The sequence below is a fragment of the Streptomyces sp. NPDC058665 genome (assembly GCF_042714995.1).
GTDB lineage: Bacteria > Actinomycetota > Actinomycetes > Streptomycetales > Streptomycetaceae > Streptomyces.
The window spans coordinates 56,034-68,129 of sequence record NZ_JBHXRX010000045.1 but is presented as its reverse complement, the minus strand read 5'-3'; the positions used below and the strand labels follow the sequence as shown (position 1 = coordinate 68,129).

Genomic DNA, 12,096 nt, shown 5'->3' with positions numbered 1-12,096 from the left:
GCCCGCTACTCCCCGCCGCCAGACAACTGACCGGTAAGAGCCGCTTGCGCCCTGGGGCCTGGAACTCAGTGCCGTTCTCCGTGTCGGATGGGGTCTGCTGGGACGAGTAGTGCGTTGATGGCGGCGGTGCGGATGGTGGTTGCGACGGTCTCGGGATCGAGTCCGCTGTTGAACTGCGGGACGGCGTTGATCATCGAGAAGACGGCGTGGGTCAGGACGCGGGTCTGCGCGTCTGGCAGGTCGGGCCGCAGCCGTGTGACCAGGCCGCTCCACTCTTCGGCGTAGAGGCGCATCATGCGTCGCATGCGATGGCGTTCGTCGTCGGGGACGTTGTGTTCGTTCTTCAGGAACACCAGCGTGGACGGCACGTTGTCGAGGGTGCGTCTGACGTGGTAGTCGATCATTGCTTCGAGTGCCTGGCGTGGATCCGAGATCTCGGCTGCCGTCTTGCGCGCGTTCGCCAGCAGCTCGTTCAACGGATCCTCGAGCACGGCGATGAGCAACGCCTGCTTGCTGGGGAAGTGCCGGTAGAGGGCGGGGCCGGTCACGCCGGCGCGGGAGCCGATCATCTCCGTGGTGACCGCATCGAAGGCACGCTCGTTGAACAGCTCGCCGGCGACCTTGATCAGCACCTGCCGACGTGTCGCGCGCGGCGATGCAGTACGAGGAGAAGGTGAGCTAGTCATGTACGAAGCTTACGTGAGTGGCCGATAACGTGTCGTTGTGTGCGTCGCGAACAGGTCGGCGACGGCGTTCAGGCAGGGAAAGCCCAGCTCAGAGGAGATTCCGTGCGGGTCGCCGAGTGCCCCGCTGGACGCGACAGCCTCGACGCCGTCGGTAAATAGCAACGCGTCGGAAGTCGGCACGACAAGATCGGCGGTCGGCACGGACGGCCTCAAATCTCGCCCCGCAGCGAGAGCGCCCGGCGCAGCCGATCCGCACCGTCGCTAGGGGGTGTCTTCAAAGTAGCGCCGTCTGCCTGCCAGCCGCCGCAGGCCAGGCGGGACTTTGAAGACACCCCCTAGCACGACTGCGCGCACCTTCTGATGCAGCGGCAGGGCCGCCCTACGCATGCCGCTCCCGACGGAGTCCGTGATCTCGACGAGGCCGAACGCCCGCGACTCACTGACGTGTGGTTACTCCCTCCCGGTGCACCCGACCGACCCTCTCGTTGTTACCAGCACCTAACGCTTTTGGCTCCCTGGTGGCCATGTGTGACCTGGGGTGAGCTACCTTGGGTGTTATTGGTGATTAACATTTGACGGAAGGGTCGTCATGGACTTCATCCTCATGTCCGAGGGGGACACCCCGGTCGGGCTCACGCATGAGCACCGGCATCGGGAGCTGATCGAGGTGCTGGCGGAGCGGGTGGGCTTCGATGCCTTCGGCAGCTCCGAGCAGCACGTCACCGTGGGCACGGCATCGGTCGCCGCACACACTGCCCGCGAGGTGTGGAATGGCTAATCAAGTTCAGGGACTGGATGCGGCCGCCTTCCGCTCGGCGCTGGCTCAGTTCCCTTCAGGTGTGACGATCGTGACGACCCGAGGCGCCGGCGGCGCGCCGCACGGATTCACCGCGAGCTCTTTCGCGGCGTTGTCGCTTGACCCGCCACTCATTCTCGTTTGTCTGGATCAAGGAGCGGACTGCTTCCCGGCCTTCATGGCGGCTGAGCAGTTCGTGGTGAACATCGTGACGCCCGAACATGCGAAGTTGGCGATGAAGTTCGCCACGAAGGGCGAGAACAAGTTCGCACACGGGAGCTTCGAATCCGACGAAAATGGTCATCCGATACTGTCCGACGCCGCCGCGGTCATCCGCTGCGAGCTGGAGGAGGCAGTACCCGGAGGAGATCACGTAATTCTCATCGGCCGAGTGCACGACGCCCGGATGGGTGGCGGCAAGCCGGTGACGTGGTATCGAGGCGATTTCCTCCACCTCGGGGAGAGCGTTGCATGAACCACATCGAGCACAGATCGACAGCTGTGGTGGACCGCGGCGCGCGCCGTGGTGCAACCCTCCGCTCGAGCCGTGCTGCGACCGTACGGTGAGCGACCCCGTGAAGACCGACCGAGTGAAGATCGGGAACGTGCTGCACCCGGTGGCCGACGTCAACGCCGCCGTGCGCTTTTACGCCGACACCTTCGGCCTGGCCACGATGTTCGTCGACGGCGACCGCTACGCCGCTCTCGACGCCGGCAGCACTACGTTGGCCCTGACCGGCCCGGCCGAGGACGTCACCGGCGGGGCGCCCGCGGCCTCGTTCAAGGTCCCCGACGTGGCCTCGGCACTCGCAGGCCTCGTGCAGGGCGGCGGGTCCGTAGTCCGGGAGCCCGAGCACGGCCCGCATGAGGTCCGGGCGGTAGCCCGGGACCCATGGGGCAACACCGTGGTGATCTACGGACCGCAGTAGGAGAGTCCGGTAGCGGGCCTCCGGCCTCCGGCTTGCCCTCGGACCGAGACGTCAGGGCGCGTCTCCGGCCGGGGCCCTCATACCCGATGGAACGACGTGCGAGGCCCAGGCGCCCACACTCGCTCCCCTGGTCACCCGCCCCCAAAGCCCGGAAGGTTTCCGTGCGTTCCGACTTCCCTCCGCCTTCGCCCGATCGCCCGCCGACGCCGGACCCATCGCTCGAAGCCCTCCGCCGTCGACACGGTGAAGGCCCTCTCGAAGCCCCCCGCGCATATGTTGCCGGCACGAGACTCGATCCACACGTCTTTCCGCTCCCGTCGAGCGGTCCTCCGCCTCCGGCATGCCTCAGGCCGAGACGTTGAATGTGTCTCCCGTCAATCGTTGAGCCCTTCAGCGTTGCCACTCCGGAGTGAGGACGGTTGGCGCTGACTGACAGCTCGATTCGGGCCGCACGCTCTGTGGAGATCACCGCGGCTCCAGACCTGTGACGCCGCGCTTGCCCCACTTCCTGCGGGCAGGGCGCCGTCAGGACGCGGCCGGGTAAGCATCTGGGGGACGTCGTCACCGTGCCGGCTCATATGGGCGCGGTCGATGAGCACGGGTCCCTGGCGTTCACAGATCTGGACAGGCTGTCGGTACGGGCCCACAGCCAAAGCTTGTACCCGCAATGCCGGCCTCCTGCGCCCCGATGTCACCACCGATGATCTGGTCCTGCTCAGCGGCTCCCTGAGCCAGGCCGTCCTGACGGCCGGCGACAGGCACCCGGGCCAGTGGCGCCGTCTCCTGCGTATCTCCCTCGACGGGCTCAGCAGCCGCAACACCGAACCCCTGCCCGAGCCCACATCCCACGTGGGCACACTCAGGAACGACTGACCGAAAACCAGCTCTTCTCGCCCGCCGCGCCTGAGTAAAGGGTTGAGTAGTTGAGGTACGGCCCGACGACGCATCAGCCGTAGCCATCACGGAAGCGCGGTCACAACCAGATCGGATGCGCTGCCGAACGACCCGGTGGGGGACTCCACCGGGTGGGGAGTACGCGACGGCGGTGACTAGATGTTGATCATGTAGGAGTCGGCGAGTTCTTCAGCAGACAGTTGATGGTGCACAGTACCGGTGGTGCTGCGTGGGCTGTCCGAAACCGGGCTTCGGAGCACAGGTGCGGAGCGCGGTCACTGACGCCGATGACGCCTGACGACCGTCGACACGTGAACGTGGCGGTCGCGTCCAGCACCATATCCGGCCGCGGCCATGACCAGGCTCAACGCGATGAGGAGGGTGAGAGCACCAGTCCAGCTGTTGGTGGTGTCGTGGAGGATGCCGAGAAGAAGGGGTCCGGTCGCTGCGACGAGGTAGCCGATGGACTGAGCCATCCCGGCTAGGGCTGTGGTCTCGCTGGGGCCACTGGCGCGTTGGCTTTGGAAGCTCAGGGCGAGCACGAGGCAGACACCGGCACCCAACCCGAGAAGAGTGCACGCTGCGACTGCCAGGGCTGGAAGGAAGAGCAGAATCGTGAAGCCGCCGGCGACGAGCGCTGATCCCGCAGCAGCAACGAAGCGCTGGTCGTGACGGCCTCGAGTGATCAAAGGCAGCAACATGCTCGTGATCAGCGCGACGAGCTGGTAGTAGAACAGCATCCAACCGGCAGCTGTAGTGCTCATGCCCTGCTTACTGAGGATGCTGGGCAGCCAAGCGACGGCGGTGTAGAAGGCAAGGGATTGCAGGCCCATGAAGAAGGACACCTGCCATGCCAGCCAGGATCGCCATGGGGTTGGAGCGTGTGTTCCGTCAGACTGAACGCTGCCGTCCGTCCGGGTCCCTCGCAGTCGAGGCAGCCACACCGCGAGAGCAGCGAGGGTGACGACCACTCCCCAGGCCAGAGCCGAATGCCAGGTGCCGGGGAGGGCGCCAGCAAGCGGGACGGAGATGCCGGACGACAAGGCAGCGACCAATCCCATAGCGGTGACGTAGAGGGCGCTGACGGTATGAACCTTCGGGCCGGGCACATGGGTACGAATCACCGTGGGCAGCAGGACATTGCCCACCGCGATCGCCCCCGAGAGGATCACGGTTCCGGCGAACAGGCAGGCAATCGAAGGAAGGGACCGGATAACGGTGCCCGCTGCCAGCACTGCGAGAGAGGCCACGAGGAGTCGGGTGGTACCGACCCGGTGCGAGGCGCGCCCGACGAAGGGCGAAGTCGCAGCGAACGTAAGCAGCGGCAGCGTACTCAGCACGCCACCCGCTGATGCGGACAACCCGGTGTCCTGCTCGATGGCCGGCAGCAGTGTGCCCACACCCGTCAGGGTCGCGCGCAGGTTGGCCGCCACCAGAAGAATAGCGATCAAGAGGCCAGCTGAAAGGGCAGGCGTAGTGATCGGCTTCTTCACGGTCGGGGCGGGATCGGCCTTTGTAGTCGCGGTGAGGCCGACGGGGGAGTTCCTCGAGGTGGTCACTTCTGCCGTTCCGTTCCGGTCTCGGTGAGCTTCACGATTTCGGTGGCGCAGTAGCGTGCGCCGATTTCGTCTTCAGCCGCGATCGCCTCCACGAGACGCCTATGCAGAAGGGTGTGCTCTGTGGCCGTCTCACTGGGCCAGAGGGTGCCGCCGATCTGCTCGGCGACCGCGATCCGGAGGACGTCGTACACCTCGGTGAGCAAGGTGTTCCCGCTGGCACTCACCACGGCCTGGTGGAAGCGGGTGTCGGCCTCCGCGATGGCGGCCATCTCCTGTGAATCCGCGGTTTCCTCGGCCTCGTCGAGGAGGTGCCAAAGGCGAATCAGGTCATCTTCAGTACGCCGCAACGCGGCCTGGCCCGAGGCGTACTCCTCCAGGACTGCACGCAGTTCCAGCACGTCGCTCCGCCTCGAAGTGTTGGCACGTCTCATCAGTACCGAGTGCATTTCGCTCGACGCCCGGACGTACGTCCCGTCGCCCTGCCGAGCCTCCAACAGGCCCAGATGCACCAGCGCACCGATCGCCTCCCGGACCGTCGTGCGCCCGACACCGAGCTGCTTGACCAGCTCATGTTCGGGCGGAATCCGCATCCCTACCGGCCATGCGCCGGATGCGATCTGTTCACGGAGGGTGTCCACCAGTTGCGCCGACAAGCTAGCGACACGGCGCGGCGCTTGGAGATCATTCATAAGGTGACCCTAACACCGGATGTCTGACATCTGGAGGTGACGTAGATCGCCTCAAGGTCAGGGGAGGCTGCGCAGGCGTTCAGGGCGATGTCGCTGAGCGGCGGGTAGCTGTCGATGCGGCCGTGAAGATCAGCGCCTGCCGGAACGACCAGCCCGTGCCGTGGGCAGCGCGAGCGGCGCCGTCAAGGCGCTCAGTGATATGGGCCCTAGTCGGACGCCTGTCGATCGTTACTGAGGGATAACACATTTACCTGCCCTTGCGCCTCTTGGCATCGCTGATACGGCCCTGTACTCGTGAAGCTGCCGTTACCCGTCATGTAGCGGAGCGTGACTGACTTCCGAGGTCCGCAGCGGGGGCATGCAGGTTGACGCGGTTCTCGTACTCGCGGCGGGCCTTGCGCTGGGCCGGGACCGCCGCAGTGCCGTCGAGGGCTTGGCAGAGGCCGAGGAGTCGGCGGTGGACCGCGGGCACGGCCTTGAGACAGGTCGTCCTGGCGGTGATGGTGGGGCGGTGCGCCCGGCGATACGGCGGGCTGTGGACCCGGCCATACGATCCCAGGGGCAAGAAGCCGAAGAACCTGTCTATTCGTCTATCGCACGAAGGTGGTCGGGGTCGGGAAGCTATACAAGTTCACGCCGGAACTCCGTCGGGTTGACGCCGCGGATGCGTTTGAACGCGGCACTGAAGCCGAAGGCGTCTGAGTAGCCGACCTCGCGGGCGATCTCAGCGAGGGTCGCCGCCTTCCGTTCCCGCATGAGATCGGCGGCGATTGTCATTCGCCGGCGGGTGAGGTAGGTCAGCGGTGGCTCGCCGACCAGGTCGGAGAAGCGTTTCGCGAAGGTGGCGCGTGACACTCCGGCCCTGTTGGCCAGGGAGGAGACCGTCCACGGCGCGGCCGGCTGATCGTGCAGCAGCCTCAGTGTGTGACCGACGACTGGGTCACGGTGTGCGGAGTACCAGGCCGGGGGGTTGCCGCCTGGCCGGTCGAACCAGTCGCGCAGAGAGCACACCAGCATCCAGTCCAGAAGCCGGTCGAGCACGATCTGCTGGCCCGGGGCATCGACGGCGACCTCCGCGGCCAGGAGGGCCTGCACGGCATTGACTGTGCCGTCGCCCGGAACACGTAGGACGTCGGGCACCGCCTCGAGCAGTTGCCGACCGATCTCGCCGCGGACCGGGTAAGCGCCGGTAACCAGCGTCGTCGCGCCGTTCGAGTCGCCGGGAGCGGCGTCGTGCCAGCCAAGGCGGTGGTAGGTCCCGCCCTGATCAGGCGTCGCACAGTTCTCCCCGCATTCGATCGGTTCGGCCGCGGTGCCGATCTCGTCGACGAAGGAGAACGGTGCGGGGCCGCGCAGAATCAACGTGTCACCGGCGGTGAGGTGCTCGGGCGGGTGCCCTTCCGGAAGGATCCACCCCGATCCTTCGAGCATGGTGCACAGCGTCAGCGGCGCGCCGTCGACGAACCGCAACGCCCAGGGGGCGGTCACGGTTGAGCTGCCGAACAGTGACCCCTGGGCCCGCACGTTGCGGAACATGTCTTCGAAGGCATCCATGAGCCAATATTAGACGATCACGCAGGCGTTCCAGCTTTTTGCCTATGGATTCGTCCTATCCGCCGTTTCAGTATGGGTGTCATGCGCAGCAGCACCACCCGCTCTCGACCCGGCCGACATGGACCAACCATCGCCTCGCCGCCCGACTGCAACTGCGCGAGTACCCCTACAGGTGCGGCCTGCGGCTCCAGCGCGGCTCGACTGAATCGCATCCGATCGCGCCTGACCAACCAACGAATGGAGATCTGAAATGACGCTCGAATCCTCGATCCGGGCCGGTGACCTTCCGGCGGCGAGCAGCCTTCTTCGCGCCGGAGCGGACCCGAACCAGCGCGGCACGGACGGCCTCACGCCGCTGATGATCGCCGCAGGCCTCGGCCAGTCCTACATGGTCGATCTCCTCGTTGCGGCCGGCGCCGATGTGTTCAGCGTCGAGCGGCGCATGGGCGCGACGGCGCTGCACAAGGCGGCACAGTCGGGCAACGTCGATGTGATCGGGTCGCTTCTCGATCACGGCGCTTTCATCGATCAGCAGTCGCCGGTTCTGGGCAATACGGCGTTGACAGACGCCGTCCTGCACAAGAACGCGGAAGCTGTCGGCCTTCTTTTGCAGCGTGGCGCAAAGGTGACGATCAAGAATATCTGGCAGCAGACCGCGCTCGACGTCGCCCGTAGTGATGGTCTCGACGCAATCGCCGCCCTGATCGAGGCGCAGGTCGAGCGCAACGAGGAAGCGGTCGGTGCTCTGAAGCTGGTAGCGGCGGCCAAGGCGAACGACCCTGCCGAGGTTGCGCGGCTGATCGCCGCGAAAGTTGCCCTCAACGAACGAGTCCCCATGGTGGGAAACCCTGATGACAACTACACGCCGCTCGGCATAGCCGCGCGAGACGGACACACCGAGGTCGTGCACCTGCTTATCAAAGCGGGCGCCGACCTGGACCGCATCATCGGACTGATGGGCGGCACCGCCCTCCACGACGCAACCTACTTCGGGCACGCCGACATCATCCGGGCGCTGACCCAGGTTTCCCGGAACGCCGACAAGGCGGTCCCCGACATAGACGCCACAGGTCCCTACAACGGGCTCTGCGCCCTTCACGACGGCGTATGGCACGGGCACCTCGAAGTGGTGAAGGCGCTGGTCGAGGCCGGAGCACGTCTCGATCTACGGGGCCACACGGGCGTCACCCCGAAGGAGCTGGCGCTTCGCTACGAATACGAGGACATCGCCCGCTTCCTCGACGCCGCCGACCAGTCCTAGAAACCCAGCACCCCTCCAAGAAGGATCCTGCTATGAGCGAGACCATCCAGCCCCGACCCTTCGATTTCCCCGAATCCGCACTGAAGGATCTGCGCGAGCGCCTTTCGCGCACCCGCTGGCCCGAGCGCGAAACGGTGTCCAATTCCAGCCAGGGCGCACCCCTAAAGCGGATGCAGGCGCTCATCGACTACTGGCGAGATGGGTACGACTGGCGCGCAGCCGAGAAGCGGCTGAACGCACTCAACCCGTCCACGACGCGAATCGACGGGCTCGACATCCACTTCCTCCATATGCGTTCACCGGAGCCGGATGCCATTCCGCTCGTGGTCACGCATGGCTGGCCGGGCTCTCCGTTCGAAATCGCCAAGTCCATACCGCTCCTGGCAGACCCCCGTGCTCACGGCGGTGACCCCAAGGACGCCTTCCACGTGGTCGTCCCTTCGATGCCCGGGTTCAGCCTCACGGAGAAGCCGACCGAGACCGGCTGGGGCGCGGAACGTATCACAAGCGCCTGGGTCGAACTGATGCGGCGACTCGGGTACGACCAGTTCGTCGCGCAGGGCGGCGACTGGGGCTACGCCATCACGAACGCGCTCGGCGCCATCGGCGCACCGACGGTGCGGGCAGTACATTTCAATATGTTTCCCGTTTTCGAAAGGATGGAAGCACAGGACGAGGACGAGCGGCGCGGACTGGAACGCCTGCGCGACTTCCAGACGAACAAGTCGGCGTATCAGCTCGAGCAGATTCAGAGCCCGCAGACCATCGGCTACGCGCTCACAGACTCCCCTGTGGCGCAGGCCGCATGGCTCTACGAACTGTACGAGCGCTGGACGGACAATGACGGCGATCCGGAACAGGCACTGAGCCGTGACGACATGCTCGACAACATCACGCTCTACTGGCTGACCGCTACCGGCGCCTCGTCCGCACGCATCTACTGGGAAAGCATGCGCAGCTTCCGGGAGCAGGAAATCTCGGTTCCCGTCGGCTTCAGCCAGTTTCCGCGCGATCTCCATCTGGCCAGCCGGCGGTGGGTGAAGGAGCGCTACCCGACCCTGGGCCACTACAACGTGCTGCCGAAGGGCGGGCATTTCCCGGCATGGGAACAGCCCGAGCTGTTCACCGAAGAGGTCCGCGCAAGCTTCCGCCATCTTCGTTGGGTGTAGCTCCTTTCGAGGGACGGCTCTACCTGCGTGATCTGCGGTTTGCAGGCCGAAAAGACCTTCCGCTCGCTGATCAGGGCTTTGTGATCCGGCTGACGGTTCGGCGCTTCATCTGCGGGTCGGCGGACTGCCCGCGCCGGACGTTCGCCGAGCTGTTCTCGCGGCTGGCCGCGCCGTACGCACGGTTCACCACGCGGCTCAGCCGCGCCTTGGAGCGAGTGGGGCTCGCGCTGGCCGGGCGGCACGGCGCTCGGCTGGCGGCCCAACTGGGTTTCGGCGCGGGACGGATGACCTTGTTACGCAGGGTCATGGCATTGCCCGATCCACGGTTGGGCACTCCGCGTGTGCTGGGCGTGGACGACTTCGCGATCCGTCGCGGCCAGACGTACTCCACTGTCTTGACCAGCGTCGAAGACCATCGCGTGGTCGATGTGCTCCCGACACGTGAAGCCGGGCAGCCGGCCGCCTGCCGGGCGCGGCAGTGTCGGGGGTGGCGGGCGCCGGCTCCTTGAACGCGGGTGTCGGCGTCACGGTGCGCTCGGCCTGGGCGTGCCACCAGCGTGCTTCGGTGAGTTCGCCGCGGGCGAGGTGGTGCAGGTGGAGGCGGCGGTGGCGTCTCGGTCGCCGGCGGCGTACTGCCACCAGTCGCGGGCGGCTTCGTTGGATCGTGTGAGCCGCAGGATGCAGCCGAGCACGCGGGCGCCCGCCGGGTCGGGAAGCGGCTGGGCGAGGACGAACGCGTCGCCCAGGACGTCCAGGGCGGTGGAGGCGACGACAGCACGGTCACGTCCCTGGCGAGTTCGATGGTCATCGGCTGGTGGATTCCCCTCCTGAGGTAAGACGGGCCCGGTGCACATTCCCGCCGGGCCCGGTGGTTGAGGTCATCGGTGGGCGCGCGCGGGGGTGAGGCTCGGCCGGTTGGGCGGACCGGCCCGGGGGGCCGTGGCGGGGCGTGCCTGCGGACGGGCAGCGGGCGAGGAGGGTGCGCTGCAAGACCCTCTCGCCCCAGTACTCGGGGGACCCGGCGGGCGTGGAGACTAGGGCCATCAGGTCGCGGGGAGGGGGGAGGGCGTCGGTGATCAGTCCGCGGTGCTGGGCCTCGCCGAGGACGGTGACCGGGTCGACCATGTCGCCGCGGTGGACCAGCGCCGTGACGGACTGCCAGAGCGCGGCGTGCAGCGGCAGGAGGAAGTCCTCCGCGGCCAGCCATCGCATCTGTTGTACCTCCGCCGGGTAGGCGGTGGCGGTCGCCAGGAGGAGACGTTCTTCGTCGAGGTCCTCCTCGCCGGCCTGGCGTGGGGCATCCCCGGTGTGTGTGGTGCGGGGGAGAGAGCCGGGGTGTGGGGCGAACTGCCCGGCGAGGCCGTCCAGGACGCGGCCGAGAGCGTCGGCCTGCGTGAGGGTGGCGGCTGCCGGGTCGGGCCCGGCTGGGTCGGTGGCGGTCTGGGCAAGGCGTTCGGCGTGCAGGCGCAGGGTCCGGCGGGCGTGGTCGGCGCGGATCATCCGGGTGTAGGCCGCGGCGTGCTTGGGCTGCGGGCAGAACTGGATGAGGGCGTGGAGGTAGGAGGCGTTCAGGCCGGGGGCGTGGGGACGGGCGTGCTCCAGGACCTGGTCGAGCCAGGTGGTGTCCTTGGCGTGGTCGTCCAGGTCGGGCGGTGGAAGGGTACGGATCGCGGTGAACCGGCTGGCGTGGGTGTGGTTGTCGAAGTGGCCGGTGGCCAGGGTGCCCGTGTCGGCTAGGCGCTGGGGTTCGAGGAGGAGGGCGCCGAGTAGGGCCTGTTCGGCGTAGTGGACGGGTTTCGGTGCCGGTATGCGGTCGAGGTCGTCGTTTTGCTCGGGTTCGGGGGGTGGGGCATCAGGCGGTGAGGGTGAAGTCGGCAGGGTTGAAGGGCTTGTTGAGGTGTGGGGCGAGGCGCGGCGGGACGGCGTTGCCGATCTGGGAGAAGACTTGGCCCTTGTTGCCCTGCCAGGGGTAGTCGGCGGGGAAGCTCTGCAGCATGCCCGCTTCCTGGGCAGTGATCCTTATCGGCTCGGGGCCGGTCTCTTGCTCGCTGTCCGCGGATCCGGTAGCGGACTCGGCGACCCAGGTGCACTCATTGGCCCGATGGCCGAAGAACAGCGTGCCGGCCGGTTCGTCGGCCCGGCGCACGGTGGAGTTGGCCTGGTTGTTGCTGCGCAGTGACCACTTCCAGTGGGTTGCCTTGCTGGTGAAGGTCGGCGCCGGGGAGTCGGCGGGTGCGTCGTCGAGGGCGCAGTGGCGCGCGGTCCAGCCGGCTCCCCGCGTCTGTGGCCGGAGCACGACGGTGTCAGGGGCGATGTGGTGGAGCCAGGTTCCCCGGTCGCGGGCGTCGGCCAGTGTCTTGCGTGAGCCGGACGGGAAGGGCTCGGGACCGCCTCCCGGCCCGCCGCTGCATACACGGTGGGTAACGGGCCAGGGCCACTCCACCACCACCCGGATCCACCGTCTCGCCCCTCAGGCAAGCGCCCGATGGCCCCCGGCAGCCACGTCCTGGTCACCGGGGCGGCCGGGTTCATCGGCCGCCACACCGTGACCGCCTTCCA

At 67.1% G+C, this 12,096-nt stretch carries 12 protein-coding genes and 2 pseudogenes; 7 read left to right on the top strand and 7 right to left on the bottom strand.

Going from position 1 to position 12,096, the window contains the following annotated elements; genetic code table 11:
• Window positions 1–65 precede the first annotated feature (65 nt).
• Window positions 66–632, bottom strand: a complete 567-nt coding sequence (locus tag ACFWV8_RS26485) for a TetR/AcrR family transcriptional regulator (protein ID WP_384208499.1) — start codon at window positions 630–632, stop codon at window positions 66–68.
• Window positions 633–1,275: 643 nt separating this feature from the next.
• Here ACFWV8_RS26485 and ACFWV8_RS26480 point away from each other — a divergent pair.
• From ACFWV8_RS26480 to ACFWV8_RS26465, 4 genes are all read left to right on the top strand, one after another.
• Window positions 1,276–1,464: a hypothetical protein gene (locus ACFWV8_RS26480; RefSeq protein ID WP_384208496.1), complete on the top strand. Its 189-nt coding sequence runs from the start codon at window positions 1,276–1,278 to the stop codon at window positions 1,462–1,464.
• Complete coding sequence (locus ACFWV8_RS26475) at window positions 1,457–1,957, top strand: flavin reductase family protein (RefSeq protein WP_384208493.1); 501 nt, start codon at window positions 1,457–1,459, stop codon at window positions 1,955–1,957. Before ACFWV8_RS26480 ends, ACFWV8_RS26475 begins: the two co-directional genes overlap by 8 nt.
• 100 nt (window positions 1,958–2,057) lie before the next feature.
• Complete coding sequence (locus ACFWV8_RS26470) at window positions 2,058–2,411, top strand: VOC family protein (RefSeq protein WP_384208491.1); 354 nt, start codon at window positions 2,058–2,060, stop codon at window positions 2,409–2,411.
• A gap of 591 nt (window positions 2,412–3,002) precedes the next feature.
• Window positions 3,003–3,284 carry a hypothetical protein gene (locus tag ACFWV8_RS26465; protein ID WP_384208489.1) on the top strand — a complete coding sequence of 94 codons (282 nt, stop codon included), beginning with the start codon at window positions 3,003–3,005 and terminating at the stop codon, window positions 3,282–3,284.
• A 296-nt stretch (window positions 3,285–3,580) separates the two neighbouring features.
• Here the strand turns inward: ACFWV8_RS26465 and ACFWV8_RS26460 are convergent, their stop codons facing one another.
• The 3 genes from ACFWV8_RS26460 to ACFWV8_RS26450 all read right to left on the bottom strand — a co-directional run bounded on the left by ACFWV8_RS26460 (window position 3,581) and on the right by ACFWV8_RS26450 (window position 7,107).
• The gene (locus ACFWV8_RS26460; protein WP_384208486.1) at window positions 3,581–4,864 is read right to left on the bottom strand and encodes a CynX/NimT family MFS transporter; all 1,284 of its coding nucleotides are present in this window, start codon (window positions 4,862–4,864) and stop codon (window positions 3,581–3,583) included.
• Window positions 4,861–5,553, bottom strand: coding sequence for a FadR/GntR family transcriptional regulator (locus tag ACFWV8_RS26455; RefSeq protein ID WP_384208483.1), 693 nt, complete (start codon window positions 5,551–5,553; stop codon window positions 4,861–4,863). The genes ACFWV8_RS26460 and ACFWV8_RS26455 overlap by 4 nt, the downstream gene beginning before the upstream one ends.
• A gap of 621 nt (window positions 5,554–6,174) precedes the next feature.
• Window positions 6,175–7,107, bottom strand: a complete 933-nt coding sequence (locus tag ACFWV8_RS26450; protein WP_384208480.1) for an AraC family transcriptional regulator — start codon at window positions 7,105–7,107, stop codon at window positions 6,175–6,177.
• Between the two features lie 250 nt (window positions 7,108–7,357).
• Between ACFWV8_RS26450 and ACFWV8_RS26445 the strand changes: the two genes are divergently transcribed.
• From ACFWV8_RS26445 to ACFWV8_RS26435, 3 genes are all read left to right on the top strand, one after another.
• Window positions 7,358–8,368 (top strand): ankyrin repeat domain-containing protein, encoded by a 1,011-nt coding sequence (locus tag ACFWV8_RS26445; protein WP_384208478.1) that lies wholly within the window; start codon window positions 7,358–7,360, stop codon window positions 8,366–8,368.
• A 32-nt stretch (window positions 8,369–8,400) separates the two neighbouring features.
• Complete coding sequence (locus ACFWV8_RS26440; RefSeq protein ID WP_384208475.1) at window positions 8,401–9,537, top strand: epoxide hydrolase family protein; 1,137 nt, start codon at window positions 8,401–8,403, stop codon at window positions 9,535–9,537.
• An 80-nt stretch (window positions 9,538–9,617) separates the two neighbouring features.
• Window positions 9,618–10,046 (top strand): hypothetical protein, encoded by a 429-nt coding sequence (locus ACFWV8_RS26435; RefSeq protein WP_384208472.1) that lies wholly within the window; start codon window positions 9,618–9,620, stop codon window positions 10,044–10,046.
• A gap of 295 nt (window positions 10,047–10,341) precedes the next feature.
• Here ACFWV8_RS26435 and ACFWV8_RS26430 read toward each other — a convergent pair whose 3' ends face one another.
• From ACFWV8_RS26430 to ACFWV8_RS26420, 3 genes and pseudogenes are all read right to left on the bottom strand, one after another.
• Window positions 10,342–11,037 carry a DnaB-like helicase N-terminal domain-containing protein gene (locus ACFWV8_RS26430; RefSeq protein WP_384208469.1) on the bottom strand — a complete coding sequence of 232 codons (696 nt, stop codon included), beginning with the start codon at window positions 11,035–11,037 and terminating at the stop codon, window positions 10,342–10,344.
• Window positions 11,038–11,088: 51 nt separating this feature from the next.
• Window positions 11,089–11,346 (bottom strand): annotated as a pseudogene (locus ACFWV8_RS26425) (DnaB-like helicase N-terminal domain-containing protein); the annotation flags it as partial.
• Between the two features lie 43 nt (window positions 11,347–11,389).
• Window positions 11,390–12,007 (bottom strand): annotated as a pseudogene (locus tag ACFWV8_RS26420) (DNA cytosine methyltransferase); the annotation flags it as partial.
• Window positions 12,008–12,096: the final 89 nt, after the last annotated feature.